The following is a 25,611-nucleotide window of genomic DNA, read 5'->3' on the forward strand; positions in this document are numbered from 1 at the left end:
CCCCCCTCTCTCAGCTTTCCTGAATGACAATCCGTCGTGCTCTCTGTTCCTCAACCTTGGGAAGGCGAATCTCTAAAACGCCATTCCGGTAGGTTGCAGTGACCCGATCAACGTCCACAGGAACCCGAAGGGCAAATGCCCTGGAGAAGGGACCGTAAACCCTCTCCTGGCGGAGGAAGCGAACCTCCCCATCAAGGGGTTTGCGTTCCCCTTTTACCGTAACCTGGTCACCGGAAACGCTGATCTCGATGTTCTTCTGATCCACTCCAGGAAGGTCCAAGAACACCACGATTTCCTTCTCATCCTCCACAACATCAGCTGGGGGAATCCACACCTCTTTCTTGCGCTCGTAAGTGGGGAAACTCTCTTCTAAGAGCCTCGCCACACGTTCCTGAAGGTCCGCAATGTCCCGCCAGAGATCAAACCGAGGAATCGCCATGGCAATCACCTCTCTTTTACCTTCTTTGACTTTTCAGGGAGCATTATACGAGCTTGCCAGAGATTTGTCAAGATTCGTCAGGAATTGTCAAAGAGGAGGGAGAAATGTCAGAGTTCCAAGGTCTCCGCCTGCTCCTGCATAGCCCCAAGCGCAATACCCAGAAATTCCTCAAGGGGAAGACCGAGAGCCTTGCAGGAAAGTATCTGCTCCCGTTTCGCTCCACGGGCAAAGCCCTTCTCCCGAAACCGGGAAAGCAGAAAGGCAACGTCCACATTTCGTATGCTCTTTTGGGGATGAACGAGCACACAGGCAACGATGAAACCGCTCGTTGGGTCAACAGCCCAGAGCGCCTTTGCCATGCGCCCTTCCGGCTGGTACCCCGTCATCTCATTGTGGGCACGAACAGCCAGGACAATGGCCTCTGAAAATCCAGCTTCTTTGAGAAGCTGCGCCCCAAGAAGGCCGTGCTTTTCAGGTTCTCCTTTTGTGAGCTCGTAGTCGATGTCATGGAGAAGGCCCGCCATGGCCCACTCCGCCTGGTCCTCACCAAAAACCTGGGCCAGGCGTCCCATAATGGCCTCACAGGCGAGGCTGTGCTTTATGAGATTTCGATGGGTGAGGTACTTTTGAAGAAAAGCAAGGGCTTCCTCCCGGGTCATAGGCTCACCGCCTCAAAAACTCAAGGGGATCCACCGGGCGACCGTTCCGGCGCACCTCGAAGTGGAGGTGAGGACAGGTGGCATTTCCCGTTGAACCCACCCGGGCAATGGGATCCCCTTTATTCACCCGCTGCCCTTCTCGCACGAGATTAACCGAGTTGTGGGCGTACACGGTCTGCAATCCCGAAGCATGGGTGATGATCACCACACGCCCGTATCCACTCATCCACCCGCTGTAACTCACCACTCCGCTTTCAGCTGCCCGCACAACGGTCCCCGCAGGAGCAACAATATCCACCCCGTAATGGAACCTACCACCCCGGGGGCCGAAACGGGAGGAAATTCGCCCATTCACTGGCCAGATGAACCCCTGCTGTGCTCTCTGAGGTCCAGAAGAAACACCGCCCCGCGAGGGGACCCGTAGCACCTGGCCGATCTGGAGAATACTCGTCTCCTGAAGACCATTGGCCTGCAGGAGTTCCCTCAGAGGGACACCAAAGCGCCGGGAAATGCCCCAGAGTGTATCTCCCTTCTTAACCGTGTACGTCTCCCAGGAGGAAGCAGGAGAAGATGATGCAACAGCAGTTTTTCCTGTCCCTTTAGGAATAACGAGGCGCATGCCCACCTGGAGGATGCTTGTTTCGGTGAGACCGTTGGCTTTCATCAGCGACTTCATGTCTACACCGTACTGTCGGGAAATTCGCCAGAGAGAGTCACCCTGACGGACAATGTGGACCTGTGCCTGAGTCACCCCCTGGGCGGTTGCTCTTCCCGAAGTCTTCGGGTAGCCATCGCCCGAGAGCGGGATCACGAGTTTCTGCCCCACCCGGAGAATGCTTTTCTCAGTGAGGTTGTTTACCTCAAGGAGCAGACGAACCGGAATCTGGAATTCCCGGGCAATGCCCCAGGGAGTGTCTCCCTGCTTCACTTCATACAGGAGGTTGCCACTCTGGGAATCCCGCTCGCCCTCAATGAGAATTTTCATGCCCGGATACAGAATGCTCCGCTCTGAGAGACCATTGAGCTCAAGGAGTGTTTTGAGAGTCACACCATACCGGCGAGAAATCACCCAGAGGTTCTCCCCCGCCTGGACTTCGTGGTAGGTCACACCTTCTGCTCTTCCCTGATTTCCCAGAAGGAACAGAATCCCGAGGAACAACACCCCCAGAGCTTGCCTCCCACCCCTCATACCAACCTCCTCAAGCTCAAAAAAACTTTCCTGCCGTCAAAGCAGAACTCTCTTGCCGCACTCTCACCACAGAGAGCCGAACCCACAGAGATCTCCTGGGCCAGGACCTCTTCTTCAATGAATTCCCGGTACCGCTCCACCACCCTAAGGAGGTATGGGTCCGAATCCTCCGAGAGCAGAAGGACAACGCGTTCCTCGACATCAAGGCCGAGTTCCTTCCGCCACATCTGAATACTGTGGACGAAGTCACGAACCAGTCCCTCTTCCTTCAGTGCCTCATCGAGAGTGGTGTCGAGAATGACAGCGTACTGGCCTTCGCTCTCCACGGAAAAGTGACCACCGGCCTCAAGAACAACCTCAACCTCGTCCAAGCTCAGTGCGATCTCTGTCCCGGCCAGAGAGAGCACGAGTCGCCCCTCCTGGAGGAACTTGCGAGCTGCATCCTGCGGACAGGATGCCAGGGCCTTAGCGATTTCCTTGACCCTCTCACCATAGCGAGGACCAAGAAGAGCAAAACGTGGTTTCAGGCGCACAGTAATCGTGTCCGGGAGCTCCTCAGCCCACTCAACATCCTTCACGTTGAGTTCATCCTGGACAAGTCCGGCAAATGGCCGAACACGGGATTCATCTGCCCTGGGGAGCACAAGAGTGGCTTTCCTTAAAGGCTGGCGGAGCTTGATCCCGGCCTTATTGCGTATGGCCCGCCCAAGGTTCACAAGTTTCCGCGCCACATCCATGGATTGCAGAAGCTCCCGGTCAACGAGCTCCTCCTGGATTTCGGGGTAATCCTCAAGGTGCACACTCTCTTTCCGGGAAGGCAAAGGATCCGCAAGGGTCTGGTACAGGAGTTCCGCAGTGAAGGGAACGAAAGGGGCGAGGAGCTTCGTAAGTCCCATGAGCACCGCATAAAGGGTTCGATAGGCCCCTGCTTTTTCTCCATCCCACTGGGATTTCCAGAAACGCCTCCGGGAACGGCGAATGTACCAGTTACTCAAGTCCTCGATAACGAACTCCTCGAGGGACTTCGCTGCTTTTGAAATCTCGAAACGGTCCAGCGCTTCCCGGACCTCCTTCACAAGTGCTCTAAAAGCATTCACCAACCAGCGGTCCAAAAGATGCTCCGGTTCCCCAAACGAGGAATCCGGGGGGATATAACGGTCAATGTTGGCATAGAGGATGAAGAAGTTCACGGCATTCCAGAGGGTGTCGAAAAACTTGCTGAGGACTTCACGCAGACCTGATTTCCCAAAGCGCTTCGGCACCCAGGGAGGAGAAACGGAAAAGATGTACCAGCGAAGCACATCGGCACCATAGGCTTCGATGAGGTCCCAGGGGTCCACAACGTTGCCAATGTGCTTGCTCATTTTCTGCCCTTTCTCATCAAGGCCAAGTTCAGTCACAAGGCAATGCAAAAACGCAGGACTTCTGAAAAGTATGCTCGCCAGAACATGGAGACTGTAGAACCATCCCCGGGTTTGATCGATGGCCTCACAGATAAAATCGGCGGGGAAGCTCCGGGCAAACTCTTCCTGGTTCTCGAAGGGATAGTGGTGCTGGGCCACGAACATGGCCCCTGAGTCAAACCAGCAGTCGATAACCTCAGGAACCCGCCGCATTACCCCACCACACTGGGGACAGGAGAGCAGCACCCGGTCTACGTACGGCCTATGCAGTTCAATGTCGCCGATGGGAGAAAGGGAACGGGAACGCAGTTCTTCCAGGGACCCCACGGCGTCAGTAAACCTACAGGTGTCGCATTTCCAGATATTCAGGGGAGTCCCCCAGTACCGTTCCCGGGAGAGTGCCCAGTCAACCACATTCTCCAGAAAATCCCCAAAGCGCCCATCCCGGATATGTTCCGGAACCCAGTGAATCTTCTGATTGTTCTCCAAAAGAAGCTCGCGAAACGCTGTAGTCTTTATGAACCAGCTCTCTTTCGCATAGTAGAGAAGAGGGGTATCACACCGCCAGCAAAAAGGATAAGAATGCCGGTAGGTCTCCTTGCGGAAGAGTTTCCCTTCCTTCCGGAGATAGTCGATAATGAGCGGGTCGGCGTCCTTCACCCACAGACCCTTCCATGGCTCAACACTACTATCGTACGTTCCATCGGGCAGCACCGGCTGAAGAACAGGGAGGCCCTCCTTCTGTGCCAGACGCATGTCATCCTCTCCGAAGGCCGGCGCAATATGGACAATACCGGTGCCTTCCACCATGGAAACAAAATCACCAGCGAAAACCCTGTATCCCTTCTCAGCCCGGACAAAGGGAAGAAGGGGTTCGTACTCAAGACCAACAAGGTCCTCGCCTTTCATCTCCCGGAGAATTCGGAAAGTCCCCTCCTGGAAGAGCTTTCCCAGGCTTTCCTTCCCCAGGATGAACCTGGTGCCGTCCTCGCTCTCTATCTCCACATATGGCAGGTCTTTCCCCACCGCTAAAGCCACGTTGGCTACCAGTGTCCAGGGAGTGGTCGTCCAAACCAGGAAAAAGGTCCCTGCTTTTTCCCTGACGGCGAATTTCACATACACCGAAGGGTCGTCAGTCTCCCGGTACCCCAGGGCAACCTCATGACTCGAAAGAGAAGTACCGCAGCGAGGGCAGTACGGAAGGACCTTGTGCCCCTGGTACAGCAGCCCCTGCTTCCAGAGCTCTTTGAGAATCCACCAGAGGCTCTCGATGTACTCGTTAGTGCAGGTGATGTAGGGGTGCTCGAGGTCCATCCAGATTCCCAGGCGCTCCGTCAGCTTCTCCCACTCCCGGATGTACCGGAAAACGCTCTCTTTACATCGAGCATTGAAGGCTTCAACTCCGAACCGTTCGATATCCTGCTTACCTCTTATGCCGAGCTCCTTTTCAACCTCAAGCTCTACAGGAAGACCATGGGTATCCCAGCCTGCTTTTCGGGGAACGAAAAAGCCACACATCGTCTTGTAGCGGGGGATGAGGTCTTTGATGCTTCTTCCGATAACATGCCCTGCATGGGGATAGCCATTCGCCGTTGGAGGACCTTCGTAAAATGTAAAGCGGGGACATCCCTCTCGTAGCCTGAGGCTCTTTTGGAAAATCTGCTGCTCTTTCCAGAAGGAGAGAATACGCTCTTCTTCCTTCGGGAGATAGCTCAGTTTTGGAAGCGACTGGAACAAGACCCTTCACCTTCCTTGCGTTTAGCTTGCGGCATTCACCTGGATGGGCTCAACGAGAATGTAAGGGGCAAGGATACTCCCCTGCACCCACCGGCAGTCCCGGGAAAGTTCCTTAATATTTTTCAGGGCTTCATAGGCATTGCCACTGATCATAACATTTTTGACACGTCCCTGGATTTCGCCACCCCTCACGTAAAAGCCAAGCTGCACACCACAGGAGAAAAATCCCGAGGCAATGTTGCTCTGACCAAGCCCGAGAAGGCTATCCACCACGAGGCCTTCTTCAAGCTCCTCCACTAAAGTCTCGCGATCCCGTAGCCCATTTTTGATTTTCAAGACGCTAAAGCCTGGCTCTGGCATGTCCCATGGAGAACGACGGAAACCACTGGCTGTGGTCCTTCGTCCAGTCCTTGCCGCACTCCAGAGGTCCCAGAAACCATCTTCCACCTTCCCGCTCTCCACAAGGACACGCTCCTCGGGGGTCAGTATCCCCTCATCATCAAACGGGCACGAACCCAAAGCCCAGGGCTCCTGAGGAACCTCAACAAGAGAGAACAGCGAGGAAAAGAGAACCTTACCAAGTTTGTCCTGGAGTGGGGATTTTCCAAAGGCGATATTACGACCGCTCAACCCATATAGCAAGGGATACAGAAGGACCATACATCCTGAGGGGGTAAAAAGCACGGGATACTGTCCACTCTGGATGGAAACCACCCGCTCTGAAAGGTCAAGCCTGAGCTCAACCTCTTTCAGGAGGTCGTCAACGTCGATGTCCCGATTGCCCCAGCCCCTCTCCACATACACGGTCAGGATATCATCGTCCTTCACCCGAGTGGCCTCAATCGAGATGTCAAAAAAAGTTCGGGCAAAGCGAATCTCCTCTTCATGGTGATTGAAGAGCTCCCGTTCCTCTCTTCCCGCAACAATACGAACATTCGTCAAAACCTCAGGATGGGTTGCCTTGAGCTGTCCCACAAGATACTCCCCAATCTCTACCATTTCCCGAACGCTCAGTTCTTCAAGGCGAGGATCAACAAAATCCTTCCATTCGGTGGTGGAAGGGTAGGAAGGGATGGTGAAATCAACCACGTCACCAAAAGCGCTCACTTCCAGAGCCTGGTCTACTGCCTCCGAAGGGGCACAGGGAGGCGTGAAAGCGTAAAATCCCAGGTGTTTGTCGGGGCGAATCACCCTCAACCCACACCCGGTATGCTCTCTCACCACATACCCCCGAAATGTTCCAGCTTCGTACTCTATGCTTTTTTCCCAGACTTTCCGCACAAAGAGGTCTGCCTGAAGCCCCCTGGCTCTCGCAATGCTCACAACCTCACGCATGGTACTGTCCCCCCACAAGGACTTCCCGCAATCGAACGTGTGGACTTCCCGTTGGCGTGGGAAGGCCCATCTGCTCACCCTTCCCGCACCAGCCCACCTCAGTCCAGCGGAAATCATTCGCTACTGCGTCTATTTTACCAAGAGTCTGAAAGAGATTTCCACTGAGGACAATGTCCTTCACCATCTCCCCAACCTTTCCCCTTTCGATAAGGTACCCGTAGGCTGGGGAGAAGGTGAAAAGCTCGAGGGCAGTGTTCCCACCAACGTACTCCACCGCGTACACACCCCGTTCGATGTCAGCAAAGAGGTCCTGAGGAGATACCGTTCCCGGCTCAATTCCCGTGTTGGTCATCCGCACAATGGGTGGGAAACGATACGAAATGGTGCGGGCATTCCCCGTGGGGGACTCGCCAAGGAGAAATGCTGTCTCCCGCGAGTGCAGTCTTCCAGAGAGATAGCCCTCCCGGATAAGGTATGTCCGTTGCGTCCGCGTACCCTCATCGTCGTAGGGAGAAGAGCCCCTGAGGTTTTCGAGGCTTCCGTCATCAAATACCGAGAGCACTGGGGAAGCAATTGGCTTCCCCAGTACCATGAGTTTTTGAAGGCGCTCGTTCCGGGAAAGAAAATCTGCCTCACTGAGATGCCCAAACGCCTCGTGAATGAAAACCCCCGCAAGGACCGGATCCAGAACCACATCGTACACCCCACCAGGGAAGGGTCGGGCAAAGAGCAACGCCTCCGCCTGCTTCCCCACCCGATGGGCAAGTTCCTCTAACTCCCTCACAAGCTCAAACCCCGCCTTCCCGGCCACTCCATCACGATAGACCTCAATCTGGTCTCCTTTCCTGGCCGTTGCCACAAAGCTCAGCGAAATGTCAGGTTTTTCCCAGAAGATCACGGACCCATCGGAGTTGGCGAAGTACACGGTGCGCCACTCATCACGGTACTCCACAACCGCACTGACCACAAAAGGAGAGGCCTCCCGAAGCATTCGGGCATAGGTGAAAAGAAGCTGGACTTTCTCCCCAAGGGGCTTCTCCCGGAAATCCTCTCGCGGGAAAAAACGAATCTCCTCCTCGGCCCCCTCTCCCCGGACAACACCGGTTCTCCCTTGCGGAAGGAGGGCAACCGAGCGCAGACCGGAAACAACGTACTCTCCGAGGTTGTCCCACCCTTGGAAACTCGCAAACCACCAACCCGTTTTGGGATGGAGAATGCGGAGGGAACCGCCCCGCTCTTCCGTGACCTTGAACCTCTCCACAGTAGTGTTGTGGATACGGATACTCGTGGTCACGATGTGCTCCAGACGAATTTCCAGGTATTCCCCATTCTGAGGTCTCCGTGCGAGGTCACGCAAGATCTCTCTCATGGAGACGGTGACTCACCTTCTTGGACTTTTTCGGCGTTGCTCCCTGAGGGTAAATTCTCCTCTATTATGGCAATTTCAGCCTTGCTTTTCAACTCTTCAATCCATTTCTCAAACGCTTCCTGCTGCTTCCGGGGGGTAAGACGGGCGACGATTTCCTCGCGAACTTCCGAGAGCTCCTTGAGGCGGGGCTTCAGATGTTCCTCCACAAAGAAGATGTGGAACCCATCGTTGATCTCCACAATATCGCTGTAATTTCCCGGAGCAAGTTCGAAGAGAATCCTTTCGATTTCAGGATCAAGGTCTCCCCGCCTGATATACCCCATTGCGCCACCGCTTAAGGCGTCAGGCGACTCAGACTTCTCCCGTGCCACCTCATCAAAGGGTCGCCCAGTCTTCAACTCCTCAAGAATAGCTTCTGCCTTTTCCCGAGAACTCACCATAATGTGCCGCGCTTTCACCTGTTCAGGCTCGGTGTAGAGCGTGGGATTGGCGTTGTACTCTTTCTGGATTTCTTCGTCGCTTACCTGAACCTTCTCGATGATTTCCCTCTTGATGATTTCCCGAATGAGAACCTGCTTTTTGAGCTCCTCAATCTGCTTCACCACTTCAGGATCCGATTCAAGCCCGATTTTCCGAGCCTCCTGCAAAAGGAGGAGCTGGCGAATGAATTGCTCCAGAAGATCCCGCATACCTCCAGGAAACTGCGTTCTGTACGCCTCGGGGAGATTATTCCATATCCTCTCAAGGTCCTCAAGGTAAACCGGTTCTCCATTCACCTCAGCGACAATCTTCTGCTCCACACCCTGAGGTGTAGACGTCTCTTCAGCCCAGACATTCCATCCCCACACCAGCACACAAACCGCAAGGATAAGCAGTCCCCAAACTCGCAATAACCTCATTGCTCTTCTCCTTTCTCTCTGGTAATTTCGTCTTCAAGGACGTACAAGGGAAAATGGTCCTCTGCGATATTCTCTTCTTCCCTCCTTTCCTCCGGAAGGCTGCGTTTTTCTCCCAGCCGGTCCACCTTTTTTGCCAGGGACCGCAAAAGATGTTGCACTTCTTTCAACCGTTCGTTGAGAACCCAAAAAAGCAAAAGCCCGTACAGCACAAGAACGATGAGCAGAATTCCCAAAAGCAAGGCACAGACCCCCAGTCCAGAAAGCTATACGATGACCGAACCACTCCGAAGTTCCTTCAAACCTTCAAAACGCTCCCTCCGTACTCCAATGCCGATGAGGCAATTCCTGTGAATCACCAGCCCTTCCGGGATAACACTCCCCTTCCCGACGAGGTTGACCCCCCAGTTCAGGAGGTCCGGACGAGCGTCGTTTGGTGTCAGGTCGTCTCCATATCCCACCACCGCTCCTTTCTCCACCACCACTCTCTTGTCGAGGATACTCAGAAAGACCCGGGCCCTTTCCCCAACAACCGAATCGTTGAAGATGATGGAATCATGGACCTGGGCTCCCTCTTCGACCACAACTCCCGGGAAAATCACCGAGTGCACAACCTCTCCCTTGACGACCGCTCCTTCCCCAATGATGCTTGAGGCAACCCGAGCGCCTTTGCAAATCTGCGTTGGGGGATAAGGAGGACGGTTGGTGTAGATGACCCAATCAGGATCATAGAGGTTGAAAGAGGGTAGGGGAACCAGAAGATGCATGTTGGCCTCCCAGTATGCCCGAATCGTCCCAACATCAAACCACGGTCCAGTGTAAAAGTACGCCTGCATCCTCACCTTTCCCACGCTGGCGATAACGGTATCACGCACAAGGTCGAATTTTCCTTCCCTGGCATTCTCAAGCAATTTCTCCACAAGGAACTCGGTGCGGAAGACGTAAATCCCCATGAAAGCGATGGTCGACCAGGGAACGGATGGCTTTTCTTCAAAACGGGTGATCCAGTTGTCCTCGTCCACCGCAACCACACCAAATCGGGAAACATCCTCCTCCCGCACCCGGGTGACCACAAGGGTAACATCAGCATCCCGGTCAATATGGTATGCCATGAGAGGGTTATAGTCCATGAGATACGCATGGTCTCCAGAGAGCACAAGAAGGTGGGGAACTCTCTTTCGGAGGATGATATTCATATTCTGGTACAGGGCATCCCCCGTCCCCCGATACCATCCCCCAACAGTTCGACCCAAGTACGGTTGCAAGAGTTCAATGCCACCCTGTTTCCTGTCGAGATCCCAGGGACGTCCAGCCCCAATGTGTTCGATGAGCGAACGAGGCTGGTACTGCGTGAGCACACCGATGTCATAAATCCCAGAGTTCACGCAGTTACTCAAGGGGAAATCGATGAGACGGTAGCATCCTCCAAAAGGCACGGCCGCTTTTGCACGCTCGACCGAGAGCACACTCAGCCGATCTCCTTTTCCCCCTGCGAGAATCATGGCGTACCGGATTGGTGGCATATTCATTCACTCTCCTGGAACCCAAGGCAGAGACGAAGCCTTGAGGCTGCCTCTTCAGGAGGCAGGACGTTAATGGAAAACCCGCTTCCCCACTCAAATCCTGCTACCCGGGGAAAGCTCGGCAAAATCTCAAAGTGCCAATGGTAACCCTGATATTCTTCACTCCTGGCATGGTACGGTACACTGTGGAGAACGAAATTAAAAGCGGACCCACCTGAGCACTCCCGAACACCCCAGAGGACTCTGCGCAGAGTCTGAGCCAGGTCTTCAAGACGTGTTTCCTCCAAGAAAGTAGCACTGTGAGACACCGGGAGCACCACAACCTCAAAGGGGAGGCGAGCAGCATAGGGAACCAGAGCAACAAAATGCTTGCTTTCAAAAACGACTCGGGTAAACTTCTTTCTCTCCTGTTCAAGGAGCGCACAGAAGAGACATTTTCCCCCGCTGCGAGTAGAACGCTCTTGCACTCTGGAGTTCCGCGCAAACAGCCTGGGGAATGACAGGCGTAGCGACAAACTGGGAGTGAGCATGGCTCATGGAAGCCCCGGCCTCCACACCCTGGTTTTTGAAAATCAAACCGTACTGGAGCTCCTTCTCGCCCGAGAAATACCGCAATCGCTCCCTGTATGTCATCAGCACCTTGACAATCTGTTCCTCAGGGAGCTCTGAGAAATCCACAGCATGATGGGGAGTTTCAACGATGACTTCATGCACTCCAAAGCCGCTCATCGCCTGGTGAAATTCATCTTCCATACTCCAGAAAGGGATATCCCTCTGGAGTGCGGGGTACTTGTTCGGAAAAACCCGAACAAACCATCCCGGCTGGTTCTCCGCGGTTCCGTCACGACGAATGCTGAACACCTCAGGAGGGGTCATGGTCTCCATGCCCTCACAGAAGGGACACTGAGTCCCTTCTCCCTCCCCAAATTCATATGGACGACCTGCACGCTCCGGAGCCACAATGGTCCAGCGTTCAGTAAAGGGGTCCTTCCGCCACTCCGACATAGGGAATTTCAGGGAATCCAGTCCTCGTCTCCACTCAGGCTTTCAAGGAAAAGCACAAGCAACTGTACGGCATTTTCCACGTCTTCAGTGTCAATGACCTCCGAAGGAGTATGCATGTACCGGTTAGGTATGCCGATGAGTCCCGTCACCACACCTTCTCTAGTCACCTGGATGGCGTTGGCGTCCGTCCCTGTTGCCCTGGATTCTGCCTGAACCTGATAGGGAATCCCATGGGTTCTGGCAATGTCCACAAACCGCTGGAACACCTTGGGGTTGATATTGGGTCCCCGGGCAATGACCGGACCTTTCCCTAAGGCTATGTCGCCGACTTTTCGCTTATCTACATCCGGACAATCGGAGGCAAACGTCACATCAATGGCAATGCCTACATGAGGCGCAATACCAAAGGCACTCGTCCGCGCTCCTCGAAGACCGAGCTCTTCCTGAACGGTACTCACCCCATATACGGCGCAGCAGAGTTTTTCCCGGTTTACCCGGCGGAGCGTCTCCGCCACAACAAACACTCCCACCTTGTCGTCAAAACCCTTCCCTGCCACCCTCGTCCCGAAAAGGGGTCGAAAGCCCACGTCAAAGGTAATTGGGTCTCCAATGCTCACAAGTTTGAGGGCTTCTTCCTTGGTCTTCACCCCGATGTCAATCCACTGTTCCTCGATTTTCACCACCTTCTGGCGGTCCTTTTCCTCCATGAGGTGAATCGGCTTTTTCCCCACTACACCGGGAACAGGACCGGAACCCGTATGGATGAGCACCCTGGTTCCTGCAGTGACGTGAGGATCCACACCGCCTACGGCCGAAAAATAGATATACCCCTGGTCGTTCACGTACTCCACCATAAGACCTACTTCATCACAGTGTCCGGCAAGCATCACCCGGGGGGTTCTGTCAGGGTGGATAACCCCAAAGGCATTACCATGAACGTCTTTATACGTTCTATCGACCCTGTCCTGAATGCGCTCCAGAAAAATCCTCTGCACTTCCTCCTCAAAACCAGAAGGACTGGGGGTGGAAATGAGTTTTCGCAGGAAATCCAGGCTATCCGAGTCCATTGGTATTCCTCCTTTCAAGGGATATTTCCTCAAGGCTTCTGCCAAAAGCCAGCGCCAGGGCTTCATCAAGGGTTTCCACGAAGTGGAATTGCAATTCCCGCCTGACCTCCTCGGGAACCTCTTCAAGGTCTTTCTCGTTCTCCTTGGGGAGAATCACCGTCCCAATGCCTGCCCGGTATGCAGCCAGGACCTTTTCCTTAATTCCTCCTACAGGGAGAACCCGCCCTGTGAGCGTGACTTCTCCAGTCATGGCCAATCCCTGACAGGGAGGAGTTTTCGTCAGTGCAGAAACCAGAGAAACCGCCATGGTGACGCCGGCAGATGGTCCATCTTTGGGGATTGCCCCTGCGGGAACGTGAATGTGAATGTCTTTCTTTTCGTAGAAGTCTTCGGGAATATGCCACTCCCTCGAACGCTCCCGAACACACGAGAGCACAATGCGGGCCGATTCCTGCATGATTTTCCCCATGTTTCCAGTAAGGATGAGATTTCCCTTCCCCGGGAGGGCAACCGTTTCCACAAAAAGGACCTCTCCGCCAACCTCGGTCCACGCAAGACCCACAGCCACGCCTACCCTTCCCTGAGGAGAGAACATGTCCCGGGAGTACCGCCGAGGTCCGAGGAATTCCCTAAGAAGCGGGATATCAACCACAAAGGGACCCTGTTCCCCCGAGGCTATGCGTTTGGCCACCTTCCGGCACACCGAGGCAATGTTTCGCTCAAGCTGCCGCACCCCTGCCTCCCGTGTGTACTCCCGGACAATGGTGAGGATGGTCTCGTCAGGGATATGCAACAGGTCCTCCGGAATACCGTTCTCCCGGCACTGTTTCGGGACAAGGTAGCGCTTGGCAATCACCAGTTTGTCCTGGTCCGTGTACCCCGAGAGGAAAATCAGCTCCATCCGGTCAAGGAGGGCCGGAGGAATGGTATCGACCACGTTGGCCGTGGCAATGAAAAGAACCCGGGAGAGGTTGAAGGGAACTCCAAGGTAATGGTCCACAAAGGCCTCATTCTGTTCAGGGTCAAGAACCTCAAGGAGCGCCGCTGCTGGATCCCCCCGAAAATCCACACCAATCTTGTCAATCTCGTCGAGCATGAACACGGGGTTGTTCGTTCCTGCCCTGCGGAGACCCTGAATGATTCTCCCCGGCATTGCCCCAACGTAGGTACGCCGATGTCCCCGAATCTCGGCTTCATCCCGAACACCACCAAGGGAAATCCGTACGAACCTCCGCCCCAGGGACCGGGCAATGGACTTCCCAAGCGAAGTCTTCCCCACTCCAGGAGGACCCACAAAGCAGAGAATCGGACCCTTGAGGTCTTTCTTCAGCTGACACACGGCGAGGTACTCAAGGATGCGCTCCTTGACCTTCTCAAGGTCATGGTGGTCCTCGTCGAGGATTTTCCGAGCAAGTTCCACGTCAAGGGTGTCCTCGGTGCTCTTATTCCAGGGAAGTTCAAGAATCCAGTCGATGTAGTTCCGAATAACCGGGTACTCGGGGGAGGTGGTGGGGATATGCGAGAGACGGTCAAGCTCTTTTTCCACCTCCTCCTCCACTTCCGGAGCAAGGCCCAAAGCTTTGATTTTTTCCCTGAGCCGAGTAATCTCGCTTCCCCGTTCATCGAGTTCTCCAAGCTCCCGCTGGATGGCCTTGAGCTGCTCCCGCAGGAAATACTCCCGCTGGGTCTTGGCCATCTCCTTCTGAATCTGAGCCTGAATTTTGCTCCCTATCTGGAGGATTTCGAGCTCCCGTGTCAGGTAGTAGGTGACCTTCTTCAACTTCTCCACAAGGTCGAAAGAGGCAAGAACATCCTGTTTCCCAGCAACATCGAGGTTCAGGTTAAAAGCCACAAAATGAGCAAGGCGCGCGGGTTCCTTGATGTTCATCGCTGCCACAAAGGCCTCTTTAGGCAGATACGGCGCAAGTTCAACAACCTTCTGGAAAAGGCTAAGAATATTGCGCTTCAGCGCCTCCACTTCGTCTGTGCGGATTTCCTCGGTGCGGACGATCTCAATACGGGCAACAGGGTACGGTTCCCACCGTACCCACTCCTTGACCACAAACGTTGCCAGCCCAAAAACAAGAATCTGAACTGCCTCTTCGGGGAGCCGAAGCATGCGGGAGATTCTCCCCACGACCCCGACCTTGTAAAGGTCCTGTGGTTCAAGAGGTCTGTCCCCCGGTTTCTCCCGAAGGGCAATGACACCGATGATTTTATCTTTGAGAACCGCTTCGTGGACAAGGCGAACCCAAGTCTCCCCCTGAACCACCCAGGGGAAGGCAATTTCCGGGAAAAGCACGTTGTCCTCAAGGGGAAGGACAGGAATTTCCTCAGGAAATTCCCAGTCTCGCTTTTCGGAAGACGGCAGCATTCGTTCCAGAAGTTCTACTGGCTTCTCTTCCTCAAAAAGCGCAGGCCATTCCTCCGACCACATACTCATGCCCCCTCATCAATTGGCACTTGTCGCTCCCAGACGCACTTTTTGGGGCACTCAATGACCAGAAACCCATTCCGGTATTTTGCCCGCACTGCCGTATCCTCGATGTCCTCCTCAAACTCAATTTCCCGGTAAAAAGGACCAAAATGGATTTCCATGAGATAGTAATCCCGCTTCGGCGGAGAGGGAATCTCTTGGCGCTCTCCCCGAACCACAAGTTTTCTCCCCTGGACAAAGATTTCTATCTCTTTTGGATCCACCCCAGCAAGTTCCACCACAACAAAAAAGGCAACATCGGTCTCAAAAACGTCACAGGCGGGGACCCAGGGTTCTTCAGCAAAAGGAGCAAAACTTGGCCTTTTGCCAGCAAGATGCTCCACAAACTTTTGCATTTCCCACTGCATGGAGAAGAACTCTTCCCAGAGAGAATCAAACTGCCCCATAGCCTCCTCCATCAAAAAACCACCAAAATGCGCTGGAGAGCGTACCTCGCTCCGCGAACCGCCGGCTCAAATTCAATCCGAACAGTGTTCTTCCCCAGCTCAAGAAACGGGGCCAGGGAAACAATCTGAACTTCCAGAGGACCACCCCTGCCTCTTTGTACTTCTCCAGCAAAGCCTAACTTCCCGTTCACATACACCCTGAGGGTACCCCTGTCCTCTGCCCTTCCCCACAGACACAGCGCTCCCTCCTGAAGAGGCTGGGAGAGGAAAAACATTCCCTCGATAAAACCACCTGCAGCCAAAAGCAGAGAGAATACAGGATTTGGAGAAAACCCCTTCCCAATGTCTCCCTGATACACAAGGTCCTCAAGGTTCGTTTTCACCTTGCCGTTACTCACATCGAGGAAATAGAAACCCTCTCCCAGATAGACGCCCGCTCCACTTACCGTCCCACTCGCATATCCCTGGGAGGCAGAGAACCTCGCTGTTCCGTCGAAGAACACCTGAACTTCTACGCTCTCTTGCGTCTCCACCCAGGGAGCGAAAAAGCGATTCCTCGCCCTCCCTGAAGCACCTGTCACCGTCTCGCTCTGCTCGAAGCTCCCCACATTCACCCTCCAGCGAATGGTCTCCCCATCAAGGGGTTTCCCCCGAACATCCTGAAGGACGGCCACAAAATCAATAACTTCGCCTGAGCTCAGGTGGAAAACCTTCGGCGACAGCTCAAGGACGGTGAGCACGCGCTCTGCCCTCACGATGAAGCGCACTTCTTCAAGGGACGATCCGTACACCATATCTCCGTCAAAACTTGCCCGAATCGTGACCTCCTGGTCCTCCAGGGACGCAGGAGCAGTATACCATACTTCTGAAAATCCCGACGTGTTCGTAAAGGTCTGGTATCTCTCGAGCTTTCCTGCACTGACCTCCCACTGGATACGACGATTCACCAGCGCGTTGCCCACCTCATCCCCAAGGAACACCCGGAGTCTCACCCTTGCTCCCGGAGCCACTTCCTGGGGAACCCGGTCAAAGCGGAGAAACGATGGCGCAAGGACACGCTCTTTTGTCACGGTAATGGCACAGTGCTGCACATGAATGTCTTCTCCAAGGAGCGATCGCAGTTTCGTCGGTCGCCGCATGGCTTCAACAAGGAGCCGATCCGGTATCCTCCTCGGGGTTAACACCATCAAGAATCGTTCTGTCCCCTCAGGACCCGTAACCGTTCCGAAAATCCTTTCCGAAGACCCCGCAACGAAAAATTCGTTGTTCCTCAGGATACGTGCCTCCCCTTGAGGACTATAGTCGAAAACACTCACGTACCCATCCCTCTCGCTGGCAAGAGAAAGGACAATCGAGTCCCCGGGCCTATAGAGACCAAAATTCCCCCGGTCAGGCTCTATGCTCACAAAAGGAGAGGTTTCAATTCGGGGGATTTCTTCGAGTTCTGAGGGCGCAACTGCAAAAGTGAATGGTTCCCCCCAGGCAAAAGCCCAACCCAAAAGCCCCAGAAACAGTACAAGACATCCCCAGTACCGCATGTTTCAATTCCCTCCGGATTCCCTTTCAATACTCTCTCCACTTGGCACCAGAGTGTCCCGGAAATCCTCGTAATCGAGATCAGGACCGATGCGACAGTTCCTGCCAATGAGAACTCCCGGAGGAATTCTTGTATTCTTCCCCACCACCGTGAGGCCGCTCTGGAGCATGTCGGGAAACTTTCGGTTTGGTGTCCAGTCCTCCCCATAGCCCACAACAGCTCTCTCTCCCACAACGATCGCCTTGTCCAGAATAGCCCGGTGCACCACTGCCCCCTCCTCAACCACCGTATCGCTCATAACCACTGAATCACAGACCACCGCACCCTTTTTGACCCAAACACCGCTGAAGAGCACCGAGTTGACAACCCTTCCCTCCACGATGGTGCCGCTTCCCAGGATACTCCGCTCCACCGATGCATTGGCACCCAGTTTCACCGGGGGTCTGTCCTCAACGGGGGTGTAAATCGGCCAGCGTTCATCGTAAAGGTCCAGGGGGGGAGGACTCTCAAGGAGCTCCATATTTGCCTTCCAGTACGCGTCAAGGGTACCCACATCTTTCCAGTACCCCTCAAAGGGGAAGGCGAAAACCCTCCGCGTTCGCACCATACGGGGGATAACGTCTCTTCCAAAATCAAAGGAAGTTCCCTCTCTCCTGGCCTCGTACTCGACTTCTTCTTCAAGGACCTCAAGGGTAAAGACATAGATACCCATGTTGACGAGGTTGCTCCTGGGGTACCTCGGTTTCTCCTCGAAATCGACAATTCTTCCCTCTTCATCAGCGATGAGAACCCCAAAGCGATGGGCTTCTTCCCACGGCACGGCAATAACCGAAATCGTGAGATCCGCCTGCTTCTCCATATGGAAGCGAAGGAGCGGCCGGTAGTCCATCTTGTAAATGTGATCTCCGGAAAGAATGAGGACGAGTTGTGGCTTTTTCTCCCGTAAGAAGTCCAGATTCTGATAGATGGCGTCAGCAGTCCCACGATACCAGTCTGTCGCTGCATCGCTGATGTACGGCTGGAGGAGGAATATCCCTCCCTCCATACGGTCCAGATTCCAGGGCTTCCCAATTCGGATGTGGTCATGGAGGGACCGGGGATTGTACTGGGTGAGTACCCCCACACAGTAGATACCAGAGTGTACACAGTTGCTCAAACAGAAATCAATGATGCGGTACTTTCCTCCGAAAGGGACCGCAGGCTTGGCCCGTTTGGCTGAGAGGATATCGAGCCTCCTTCCCTCACCTCCGGCAAGAATCATGGCCACAACGTCCCTCTTGTACATTGCTCCTCACTCCCACGGCCTGCGTGCAAAAGACCCCGTACCTCCTCGAGAAGGCCAAGGAAATACGCGACAAAAACACGCTTTTGTGGAGAGGGGTGGTCCTCCCCAAGCCACCAGAACCAGTCACTCCCCTCAGCCTGGAGGATAAGCTCATAAGCTCTTTCCCGAACTGAGGGGGAGAGCCTGTCCTTCACCTCCTCAAACTCCTGTCGAACCTCGAACAGCCGCTCCCAGGCCCAGTTTTTTTCCGGGTGACCGATCCAGCTTGAGAAACTCCCGAAAATCCACGAACCCGGTAAAAGGCGTTCAAGTACCGACACTTCCTGGTGTTCCTGCAGATACTTGGAAGGCGTCGTCGTCACAAACTCCCTTGCTTCAGAGAGCGCCTCGTAGAGTCCAGTCAAAAAAGGTAATCCATTATCTCTATAATACTCCCAGGCGTTCTCTCCATCAAGGATGATGTTCACCACGTAATCCCTGCTCTGAGGAAGGGACTTCCTGATATACCAGAGCCTCCTGACAAAATCCTCCACTGCATCCTGAGGCGACAGGCGATGGTACTCGAAACCAATGGCATCGGAGAGCACGCGGTCCCGGAAAAGCACCACAATCCCCCGCCCGTCCTTCCCGAAGCAATGGGGACGATACAGCACCTCCGGAGCCTTTCCATTCTCACCGCGTCCCTGCTGCAGGGAGCGGAAAAGCACCTCCTCTCCAGTGGCCACCCACCGCACCCCTTCTTCCTGGGCCATCCAGAGGACCTCTTCACTCACCGACCCCTCCGAAGGCCACATACCACAGAGTTCCTGTCCCCATACCTCTCTGGCGTATTCCCTGCCCCTTCGAATCTGTTCCCGGGCATCCTGGGGAAAGGCATAACGTACACCAGGCACAGGAGTTGGTTCTCCAGAGCCCTGCGCCAGAGAGGTATCCACAAGGAGGGGGAGAATGGGGTGGTAGAACGGAGAAAAGGTCACCTCGATCTGTCCCTCGGCCAAAAGTTTCCGGTACTGGGGCAGAATCTCACGGAACACCCGCATGGTCACCTCAAAAACCAGGGTTTTGTCCTCTTCTCCGTAGTTTCGTCCCTTTTCGTGAAGCCTCCGCAAATCCCCGTCTTCCTGGAGGAGAAGAGGGTCAAACCAGATGAGCTGGTACAGCACCTGGAGATCGAGGAAATCCTGAGAAGTGAAGGAAGAAAGGGCTTCAGACCTTCTCTCCCAGAGTTCCCTGTACCTCGGCCAGGAAGCAAAAACCAGGGGAGAAGACACCAGGAAAAAGAGGTCGCAGATTTCTCGTTTCTCCTCCTCAGTAAGGGAAAGAACTGGTTTTTCAGCAAGCTCCATGACCCGATCTTTTTTCCCTGCAAGGTAGAGCTCGATCTGTTTCAGGAGTGAAGGGGTAAAGTTGAAGGTGACCTGGACGGAGGGAAAACGCTCCAGGAGTCTCCCCATGAACAGGTAATCCTTGGTCGCGTGGGTGCGAACCCAGGGGAGAATAAACCTCCCGCTCCTTTCATCCCAGTACCAGGGCTGATGCATATGCCAGAGGATGTGAACGAAAAGTGGCATTGCTTCTGACCTCCTATTTACTCCAAAGCAACAATTTCGGCTCGAAGGATTCGCCCCCTTGCGATTTCCAAACGCCCCAGAGTCCGGCGGGGAGCAAAAACGGTGTCTGTCGGACTCCCCGGATTCACAAGGAGAAATGTTCTCTGCCACTCGAGTTTGGGGCGATGAGAATGACCGTAAACAATGGCTTGAACGTCCTCCTGGACAAATGCCTTTAGGGCCATTCTCTCTGCTTCCTCCGGAGAACCTCGCCCGTGGAGAAGACCAATCCGCACTCTTTCGAGTTCTACAACCCGTTTCTCGGGAAGGCGGGAGGCAACTCCGGGGGTGTCCATGTTCCCGCAAACGCCATAGACCGGAGCAATACGGGAGAGTTCCTCGATGACCCACCATTCGGTGACATCCCCGGCATGGAGGATACAGGAAACCCCCTGGAGACAGGAAAGGAGGTTCTCGGGGAGCTCCTTCATTCGCTCGGGAATATGGGTATCCGAAAGAATAGCAACCATCACTGCTTCCTTTCACCTGCCCTGGCAAAGAACCGCTCCGCCGCCTTCACCGTGTTGGCCATGAGCATAGCCACCGTCATTGGGCCCACACCACCAGGGACCGGGGTGATATACGACACTTTCCCCACCACGCTGTCAAAGTCCACGTCTCCCACGAGTTTCTCGCCAACCCGGTTGATGCCAACGTCAATGACCACTGCCCCTTCCTTCACCATATTCCCCGTGATGACCCGGGGAGAACCACAGGCGGCAACGAGAATGTCGGCCCTTTTTGTGTGCTCAGCAAGGTCTGGGGTCCTCGTATGACATATGGAAACAGTGGCATTTGCTCCTTTTGCCTTCTGTACAAACATCATGGCCAGAGGTTTCCCCACGATGTTGCTTCGACCCACGATGACCACGTGTTTCCCCTCCACCTCGATGCCGGAACGCCTGAGGAGTTCCTGAATTCCCCAGGGCGTGCAGGGGAGAAAAACTGGATCCCCAACCATGAGCCGGCCAAGATTGTAGGGGTGGAAACCATCGACATCCTTTTCCGGCGAAATACGGTAGAGAACATTCCGTTCCTCTATGTGCGGTGGAAGGGGGAGCTGGACGAGGATGCCGTGAACCTCCGCACAGGCGTTCAGGGTATCAATGAGGGAGAGAAGCTCTCCAAGGTCCGTTTTCTCAGGAAGATGGTACCTGAAGGAACGAATCCCAAGCTTTTCACAAGCCCTCTCTTTATTCCTGACGTAAACCTGGCTTGCAGGATTTTCCCCAACAAGGATCACCGCAAGGCCAGGCTGAAATCCCTGGGCCACAAGACTCGCCACTCGCGGGCGAAGTTCTTCATAAATTTGCGCCGCTATTGCCTTCCCATCAATGAGCTGGGGAAATGTCACGGATTCCTCCTCCTTTGCGCCACTCTCTCAAAGAAGTCTTCAAGGTTTTTTAAGGACGCGTTCACGATTCGCTCTCTGGGGAAACCAACATCCTCGAGCAATCGCAGTGCCTCACCGAACTCCCCAACTTCCTCACAGAAATGCGCGTCGCTTGAAACCATCACCCATCCCCCGCGGGATTTCACTTCCTGAGCAATGAGACGACAGTTCTCCTCGCTCCCCCTCCGGCTCACCGAAAAGGAGCTATTGTTGATTTCGATCACCTTGCCAAGCCGCACAGCCCTGCCAACCACCTCCGCATAGTCCAGGGGATACCGAGGGTTTCCCGGATGAGCAACAATGTCCACCAGGGGATGCTCGAGAGCCCTGAGCAGGGCACGGGTATTGACCTCTCTGGACCCTCCCTGGAAGACCTGGGGATGAAGAGAGACAATCACAAAGTCCAAACGTCGGAGAATGCGCTCCGGAAGGTCGAGGTGCCCCTCCTCATCCAGGATATCCACCTCCGCCCCAAAGTACAGGCGAACCCCCAAAACCTCACGGGGAAAATGACCCCGGGCCTCAAAGTACAGAGGGGAAGGCCCCCCGGGCATGCTTGGGGTATGGTCTGCAATGCCCAGCGCCAAAAGCCCCTTTCGCTTCGCCACCTGAACGTTTTCCAGAATTGTACTGTATCCGTGACCACTGGCAATGGTGTGCACATGGAGGTCAGCAATGATCTCCATCCCTATGCCTCCTGACACCGCTTCTTGAGACAGGATACAACGTGACGCTCAAACCGAACAAGAGGGGGTTCAGAAAAGATGTCGACTTCCCGAAGCCAGGCGCTGTAGCAAGCAAGATACTGCATGAAGGCTATGCACTGCCCCAGAAAGAAAGGAGAGTACAGGGGAAGGCGGAGTTCCGCAAACGCCTCCCCCCGTTGTCGCAACATTCCCCTGAGGGCGTCTATTGCGGCCTTCTCCAGAGCCTCAAAAGAACATTCCCGCAGGAATCCCCAGCCGGCGAAGATTTCTGAGGAGACAAGCTCACGGGGAATCCGGACCCTGAATCCCTCTCCCGACAAGGCCCTCAGGACGAGGATGGTAATACCCCGTTCCCAGACCCTTTCACCCTCGTTCCAGAGGGTTTGAGGACTACCAGCCCGGAAGACCAGGCCTCCCTCACAGCTCCGCTCAAGAAGGGGGAAAAAAGAAGACAGTACCTCTCCAAGAAGAGGCGGTTCAGCAACAATATGCACCCTGCCTTTCCCTTCCTGTTCCTTCTCCCAGAGAAAGAGCGCCAGCCGGAAGGCCTCCTCTCTGAGGGCCGTGTACCCTTCCTGAAACCCTCGCTCAACCTCCTCTGGAGGCATGCCCCATACACTCAGGGGAAGGTAGAGGAAAGCACTCCGCTGCCAGAAGGAAAAGGAGGGAACATCAACAGGAAGAAAAGGGAAGAAGCATTCCCGCGCACACTCGGCAAAAGCCCCATGGGGTTCACCCACAAGGACTTTCTTCCTCTCCGGAAGGGCAAAAAGAGCAAAGAGCCCCCAGAATTCCTCCGGTCGCCGGGCAAGGAAAAGAAAAGCGGTTTCAGAGGGGGGAAGAACCTCGCAGAGCTCTCCCAGGAGGTCCCCATCCTGGCTGGAACAGAGGAAAAGCGCCTTTTCTCTCAAAAGGGAGTTTTTCAGAAAAGCCTGGAAAAACGCCAGCAATTCTCCCTGGGTGACCAGAACAATGTAGCGGAAAACCCCAAGTGTGGCCCGGAAAAACCTCTGGATCGGAAGAAGCGGAACCTCCTGGGTCACAAAGGGAGGGAGGGGAAACTGCGAGAGTAGAGTCCGGACCTCCTTCCCTCCCTTCCAGTCCCTTCCCCCTTCCTGGATCCGGACAGTTATTTTTCTCTTCGAAGCTTTCTCCATAGCCCGTAGCGAACACTGTCAGCAAGTGCTTCCCAGCTTGCCTCGATGATGTTCGTTGAAACCCCTACCGTCCCCCACACACGCTCTCCATCAGTTGACTGAATCAGCACCCTGATTTTGGCAGCCGTTCCCTCTTTTTCCGAGAGCACCCGCACCTTGTAGTCCGAAAGACGAATGCGCTTCAGGGCGGGATAGAGTCTCTCGAGGGCCTTTCGCAGCGCATTATCCAGAGCATGAACCGGTCCATCGCCCTCCGCTACGGTATGGACAACATCCTCATCCACCCGAATTTTCACCGTGGCTTCGGTCACCGTGTTCTCTTCTTTCCGCTTTTCCACAATAACCCGGAAACTCTCAAGGTCGAAGAATTTGACTTTTTCACCAAGGGTCTCCCGGAGGAGAATCTCAAAGGAGGCGTCTGCTCCTTCGAACTGGTATCCAAAGTTTTCCGCCTCCTTGATTTTCTGGACGAGGGCGTCAACCCGGGGGTCTTTCGGGTCAAGTTCAACGCCCATCTCCTTCGCTCGGTACACGATGTTGCTCTTTCCTGACTGATCCGAAACGAGGATTCTCCGCTGATTCCCCACCGCCTCCGGAGGAACGTGTTCATAGGTCGCGGGGTGGCGCAAAATGGCACTGGCATGGACACCACCCTTGTGGGTAAAAGCACTCCGCCCTACGTACGGCTGGTAATCGTCGTGACGAAGGTTGGCAATTTCACTTACAAAGTGGGAAAGCTCAAAGAGCTTCCGTATCCGGTCCTCGGGAATAGAGGCAACACCCATCTTGAACCAAAGATTGGGAATAACCGTGCAGAGGTTTGCATTGCCACAGCGTTCTCCGTACCCGTTGACGGTTCCCTGAACCTGGACCGCTCCCATGCGCACCGCCGCGATGCTGTTAGCCACTGCCACACCACTGTCGTTGTGCGCATGGATACCCAGGGGAACTCCCTTCCCCAGACGTTCCCGCACCACCTTCATGACTTCCTCAACCTCGTGGGGCAGGGTCCCTCCGTTGGTGTCGCAGAGCACAAGAATCCGGGCTCCTGCCTCCCAGGCTACCTGAAGGGTTTTCAGGGCATACTCGGGGTCAGCCTTGTACCCATCGAAGAAGTGTTCCGCATCGTAAATCACCTCTCGTCCCTGCTTACGAAGGTACGATACGGAATCCTCAATCATGCGGAGGTTCTCGTCAAGCGTCGTTTTCAGGGCCTCAGTCACATGGAGCGTCCAGGATTTCCCGAAAATGGTGACGACCGGCGCCTCCGATTCCAAAAGCAGACGAATGTTTCGGTCCTCCTCAACTGCACTGTCTGCCCGTCGGGTGCTTCCAAAAGCACAGATTTTCGCGTGTTTCAGAGGGAGTTTCCGGACTTCTCTGAAAAAGGCAACGTCCTTGGGGTTGGCCCCTGGCCATCCGCCCTCGATGTAGTGGAACCCCATCTCGTCGAGTTTTTCCGTAATGCGGAGCTTGTCCTGAAGTGAAAAATTCACCCCTTCCATCTGAGCGCCGTCACGCAATGTGGTATCGTAGATTTCCACCTGGGGTTTTCCTTCCATGATCTTCACTCCTCAGAGAAATTCTCGAAGTTCCTGGAGGGTGTGCACCACTATGTCCGGCTGCACAGGAGAAGACAACACTTCTTCACGCTTCGCAACGCCCGTCAAAACAAGGATGGTCAACACACCACAATTCTTACCCAAAAGGACATCAGTGTCAATACGATCCCCGATAACGGCCGTTTCCTCCCGCCTGAAACGCAGAGTCTCAAGGAGGAAAAGGAGGATATCAGGAGAGGGTTTACCAATGATTCGGGCACGCTGGCCTGAGGCTCGCTCAAGACTGGCAATGATGGCTCCTGCTCCAGGGATCACCCCTGAATCCGTCGGATAAGTGGGATCGGGGTTTGTGCCCACAAGCTGCGCTCCCTTGAGGAGAAAGTCAAGACCGGTCTTCATCTTCTGGAAGGTGAAGCGCCGATCAAGACCAACGACAACGAAGTCCACGCCCCTCGAGGAAAAGCGGGGGAGAAGTTTCAAACCTGCCCGCCTGAGCTCCTCTTTCAGGCCCTCCTCCCCTATGGCGTACACTCTCCCTCCTGGCTTTTCTCTCTGGAGATACCCTGCGGTGACAAAAGCAGAGGTGAAAATCTCTTCAACCCCTGCCTCAACTCCCATGGTATTGAGCTTCGCTGCGTAACCCTCACGGGGGAGGAAAGTATTGTTGGAGAGGAAGGCTATCCGGAATCCCCTCAAGCGGGCAAAGCGCAAAAAGTCTATGTTTTCCCGAATAGGAGTGTGCAGAAGATATACCACGCCGTCGAGGTCAACGACGAAATTCCTGATGTTCTGCAGGATTGCCCGATGGTCCAAACGCATCGCCCCCGTTACCCTCAAAGAGATTTTCTTGAAGAT

Annotated in this window: 23 protein-coding genes; all 23 read right to left on the reverse strand. The window is 54.6% G+C overall.

The window, feature by feature from the left end; genetic code table 11:
* Nucleotides 1–10 precede the first annotated feature (10 nt).
* The 23 genes from ACPT9Q_RS00445 to ACPT9Q_RS00555 all read right to left on the reverse strand — a co-directional run bounded on the left by ACPT9Q_RS00445 (nucleotide 11) and on the right by ACPT9Q_RS00555 (nucleotide 25,575).
* Nucleotides 11–439, reverse strand: a complete 429-nt coding sequence (locus ACPT9Q_RS00445) for an Hsp20/alpha crystallin family protein (protein ID WP_427365943.1) — start codon at nucleotides 437–439, stop codon at nucleotides 11–13.
* 107 nt (nucleotides 440–546) lie between these two features.
* Nucleotides 547–1,098: an HDIG domain-containing metalloprotein gene (locus ACPT9Q_RS00450; RefSeq protein WP_017872380.1), complete on the reverse strand. Its 552-nt coding sequence runs from the start codon at nucleotides 1,096–1,098 to the stop codon at nucleotides 547–549.
* A 4-nt stretch (nucleotides 1,099–1,102) separates the two neighbouring features.
* Nucleotides 1,103–2,287 (reverse strand): LysM peptidoglycan-binding domain-containing protein, encoded by a 1,185-nt coding sequence (locus ACPT9Q_RS00455; RefSeq protein ID WP_017872381.1) that lies wholly within the window; start codon nucleotides 2,285–2,287, stop codon nucleotides 1,103–1,105.
* Nucleotides 2,284–5,427, reverse strand: a complete 3,144-nt coding sequence (ileS, locus tag ACPT9Q_RS00460; protein WP_427365945.1) for an isoleucine--tRNA ligase — start codon at nucleotides 5,425–5,427, stop codon at nucleotides 2,284–2,286. Before ileS ends, ACPT9Q_RS00455 begins: the two co-directional genes overlap by 4 nt.
* A gap of 21 nt (nucleotides 5,428–5,448) precedes the next feature.
* Nucleotides 5,449–6,762 carry a TldD/PmbA family protein gene (locus ACPT9Q_RS00465; protein WP_427365947.1) on the reverse strand — a complete coding sequence of 438 codons (1,314 nt, stop codon included), beginning with the start codon at nucleotides 6,760–6,762 and terminating at the stop codon, nucleotides 5,449–5,451.
* Entirely contained in the window at nucleotides 6,755–8,131 is a 1,377-nt protein-coding gene (locus tag ACPT9Q_RS00470) for a TldD/PmbA family protein (protein WP_427365948.1), read from the reverse strand. Before ACPT9Q_RS00470 ends, ACPT9Q_RS00465 begins: the two co-directional genes overlap by 8 nt.
* Complete coding sequence (locus ACPT9Q_RS00475; RefSeq protein WP_017872385.1) at nucleotides 8,128–9,030, reverse strand: peptidyl-prolyl cis-trans isomerase; 903 nt, start codon at nucleotides 9,028–9,030, stop codon at nucleotides 8,128–8,130. The genes ACPT9Q_RS00470 and ACPT9Q_RS00475 overlap by 4 nt, the downstream gene beginning before the upstream one ends.
* A complete protein-coding gene (locus ACPT9Q_RS00480; RefSeq protein WP_017872386.1) occupies nucleotides 9,027–9,269 on the reverse strand; it encodes a hypothetical protein in 243 nt (80 codons plus the stop codon). Before ACPT9Q_RS00480 ends, ACPT9Q_RS00475 begins: the two co-directional genes overlap by 4 nt.
* Before the next feature lie 24 nt (nucleotides 9,270–9,293).
* Nucleotides 9,294–10,550 carry a glucose-1-phosphate adenylyltransferase family protein gene (locus ACPT9Q_RS00485; RefSeq protein ID WP_427365951.1) on the reverse strand — a complete coding sequence of 419 codons (1,257 nt, stop codon included), beginning with the start codon at nucleotides 10,548–10,550 and terminating at the stop codon, nucleotides 9,294–9,296.
* 2 nt (nucleotides 10,551–10,552) lie between these two features.
* Nucleotides 10,553–11,080 carry a hypothetical protein gene (locus ACPT9Q_RS00490; protein WP_427365953.1) on the reverse strand — a complete coding sequence of 176 codons (528 nt, stop codon included), beginning with the start codon at nucleotides 11,078–11,080 and terminating at the stop codon, nucleotides 10,553–10,555.
* Entirely contained in the window at nucleotides 10,962–11,555 is a 594-nt protein-coding gene (locus tag ACPT9Q_RS00495; RefSeq protein WP_427365954.1) for a galactose-1-phosphate uridylyltransferase, read from the reverse strand. The genes ACPT9Q_RS00490 and ACPT9Q_RS00495 overlap by 119 nt, the downstream gene beginning before the upstream one ends.
* A gap of 8 nt (nucleotides 11,556–11,563) precedes the next feature.
* Entirely contained in the window at nucleotides 11,564–12,622 is a 1,059-nt protein-coding gene (locus ACPT9Q_RS00500) for a M20/M25/M40 family metallo-hydrolase (RefSeq protein ID WP_017872389.1), read from the reverse strand.
* Complete coding sequence (gene lon / locus ACPT9Q_RS00505; RefSeq protein WP_427365955.1) at nucleotides 12,609–15,059, reverse strand: endopeptidase La; 2,451 nt, start codon at nucleotides 15,057–15,059, stop codon at nucleotides 12,609–12,611. Before lon ends, ACPT9Q_RS00500 begins: the two co-directional genes overlap by 14 nt.
* 2 nt (nucleotides 15,060–15,061) lie before the next feature.
* Nucleotides 15,062–15,505: an Hsp20/alpha crystallin family protein gene (locus ACPT9Q_RS00510; protein WP_427365956.1), complete on the reverse strand. Its 444-nt coding sequence runs from the start codon at nucleotides 15,503–15,505 to the stop codon at nucleotides 15,062–15,064.
* A gap of 11 nt (nucleotides 15,506–15,516) precedes the next feature.
* Nucleotides 15,517–17,043, reverse strand: coding sequence for a DUF4384 domain-containing protein (locus ACPT9Q_RS00515; RefSeq protein ID WP_017872392.1), 1,527 nt, complete (start codon nucleotides 17,041–17,043; stop codon nucleotides 15,517–15,519).
* A gap of 3 nt (nucleotides 17,044–17,046) precedes the next feature.
* The gene (locus tag ACPT9Q_RS00520; RefSeq protein WP_427365957.1) at nucleotides 17,047–18,327 is read right to left on the reverse strand and encodes a glucose-1-phosphate adenylyltransferase; all 1,281 of its coding nucleotides are present in this window, start codon (nucleotides 18,325–18,327) and stop codon (nucleotides 17,047–17,049) included.
* Nucleotides 18,300–19,898, reverse strand: a complete 1,599-nt coding sequence (locus tag ACPT9Q_RS00525; RefSeq protein ID WP_427365958.1) for a glycoside hydrolase family 57 protein — start codon at nucleotides 19,896–19,898, stop codon at nucleotides 18,300–18,302. The genes ACPT9Q_RS00520 and ACPT9Q_RS00525 overlap by 28 nt, the downstream gene beginning before the upstream one ends.
* A 17-nt stretch (nucleotides 19,899–19,915) precedes the next feature.
* Nucleotides 19,916–20,407: a YfcE family phosphodiesterase gene (locus ACPT9Q_RS00530; RefSeq protein ID WP_017872395.1), complete on the reverse strand. Its 492-nt coding sequence runs from the start codon at nucleotides 20,405–20,407 to the stop codon at nucleotides 19,916–19,918.
* On the reverse strand, nucleotides 20,407–21,291 hold the full coding sequence (gene folD, locus ACPT9Q_RS00535; RefSeq protein WP_017872396.1) for a bifunctional methylenetetrahydrofolate dehydrogenase/methenyltetrahydrofolate cyclohydrolase FolD: 885 nt from the start codon (nucleotides 21,289–21,291) through the stop codon (nucleotides 20,407–20,409). The genes ACPT9Q_RS00530 and folD overlap by 1 nt, the downstream gene beginning before the upstream one ends.
* Nucleotides 21,288–22,016 (reverse strand): PHP domain-containing protein, encoded by a 729-nt coding sequence (locus ACPT9Q_RS00540; RefSeq protein ID WP_017872397.1) that lies wholly within the window; start codon nucleotides 22,014–22,016, stop codon nucleotides 21,288–21,290. The genes folD and ACPT9Q_RS00540 overlap by 4 nt, the downstream gene beginning before the upstream one ends.
* Nucleotides 22,017–22,018: 2 nt before the next feature.
* Nucleotides 22,019–23,194 carry a hypothetical protein gene (locus tag ACPT9Q_RS00545; RefSeq protein ID WP_427365959.1) on the reverse strand — a complete coding sequence of 392 codons (1,176 nt, stop codon included), beginning with the start codon at nucleotides 23,192–23,194 and terminating at the stop codon, nucleotides 22,019–22,021.
* The gene (gene cimA, locus ACPT9Q_RS00550) at nucleotides 23,167–24,756 is read right to left on the reverse strand and encodes a citramalate synthase (RefSeq protein WP_427365960.1); all 1,590 of its coding nucleotides are present in this window, start codon (nucleotides 24,754–24,756) and stop codon (nucleotides 23,167–23,169) included. The genes ACPT9Q_RS00545 and cimA overlap by 28 nt, the downstream gene beginning before the upstream one ends.
* A gap of 12 nt (nucleotides 24,757–24,768) precedes the next feature.
* Entirely contained in the window at nucleotides 24,769–25,575 is an 807-nt protein-coding gene (locus ACPT9Q_RS00555) for an HAD-IIA family hydrolase (protein WP_427365961.1), read from the reverse strand.
* Between the last annotated feature and the right edge of the window lie 36 nt (nucleotides 25,576–25,611).

This window comes from Candidatus Caldatribacterium saccharofermentans (assembly GCF_050267035.1).
Classification (GTDB): domain Bacteria; phylum Atribacterota; class Atribacteria; order Atribacterales; family Caldatribacteriaceae; genus Caldatribacterium; species Caldatribacterium saccharofermentans.

Coding starts and splice junctions, on each gene's coding strand:
- ACPT9Q_RS00545 (WP_427365959.1), bottom strand. CDS start 23,194: ATGGAGAAAGCTTCGAAGAGAAAAATAACTGTCCGGATCCAGGAAGGG.
- ACPT9Q_RS00540 (WP_017872397.1), bottom strand. CDS start 22,016: ATGGAGATCATTGCTGACCTCCATGTGCACACCATTGCCAGTGGTCAC.
- ACPT9Q_RS00445 (WP_427365943.1), bottom strand. CDS start 439: ATGGCGATTCCTCGGTTTGATCTCTGGCGGGACATTGCGGACCTTCAG.
- ACPT9Q_RS00470 (WP_427365948.1), bottom strand. CDS start 8,131: ATGAGAGAGATCTTGCGTGACCTCGCACGGAGACCTCAGAATGGGGAA.
- ACPT9Q_RS00520 (WP_427365957.1), bottom strand. CDS start 18,327: ATGTACAAGAGGGACGTTGTGGCCATGATTCTTGCCGGAGGTGAGGGA.
- ACPT9Q_RS00455 (WP_017872381.1), bottom strand. CDS start 2,287: ATGAGGGGTGGGAGGCAAGCTCTGGGGGTGTTGTTCCTCGGGATTCTG.
- ACPT9Q_RS00500 (WP_017872389.1), bottom strand. CDS start 12,622: ATGGACTCGGATAGCCTGGATTTCCTGCGAAAACTCATTTCCACCCCC.
- ACPT9Q_RS00450 (WP_017872380.1), bottom strand. CDS start 1,098: ATGACCCGGGAGGAAGCCCTTGCTTTTCTTCAAAAGTACCTCACCCAT.
- ACPT9Q_RS00490 (WP_427365953.1), bottom strand. CDS start 11,080: ATGCTCACTCCCAGTTTGTCGCTACGCCTGTCATTCCCCAGGCTGTTT.
- ACPT9Q_RS00525 (WP_427365958.1), bottom strand. CDS start 19,898: ATGCCACTTTTCGTTCACATCCTCTGGCATATGCATCAGCCCTGGTAC.
- ACPT9Q_RS00510 (WP_427365956.1), bottom strand. CDS start 15,505: ATGGGGCAGTTTGATTCTCTCTGGGAAGAGTTCTTCTCCATGCAGTGG.
- ACPT9Q_RS00530 (WP_017872395.1), bottom strand. CDS start 20,407: ATGGTTGCTATTCTTTCGGATACCCATATTCCCGAGCGAATGAAGGAG.
- ACPT9Q_RS00555 (WP_427365961.1), bottom strand. CDS start 25,575: ATGCGTTTGGACCATCGGGCAATCCTGCAGAACATCAGGAATTTCGTC.
- ACPT9Q_RS00485 (WP_427365951.1), bottom strand. CDS start 10,550: ATGCCACCAATCCGGTACGCCATGATTCTCGCAGGGGGAAAAGGAGAT.
- ACPT9Q_RS00515 (WP_017872392.1), bottom strand. CDS start 17,043: ATGCGGTACTGGGGATGTCTTGTACTGTTTCTGGGGCTTTTGGGTTGG.
- lon (WP_427365955.1), bottom strand. CDS start 15,059: ATGTGGTCGGAGGAATGGCCTGCGCTTTTTGAGGAAGAGAAGCCAGTA.
- ACPT9Q_RS00495 (WP_427365954.1), bottom strand. CDS start 11,555: ATGTCGGAGTGGCGGAAGGACCCCTTTACTGAACGCTGGACCATTGTG.
- ACPT9Q_RS00465 (WP_427365947.1), bottom strand. CDS start 6,762: ATGCGTGAGGTTGTGAGCATTGCGAGAGCCAGGGGGCTTCAGGCAGAC.
- cimA (WP_427365960.1), bottom strand. CDS start 24,756: ATGGAAGGAAAACCCCAGGTGGAAATCTACGATACCACATTGCGTGAC.
- ACPT9Q_RS00475 (WP_017872385.1), bottom strand. CDS start 9,030: ATGAGGTTATTGCGAGTTTGGGGACTGCTTATCCTTGCGGTTTGTGTG.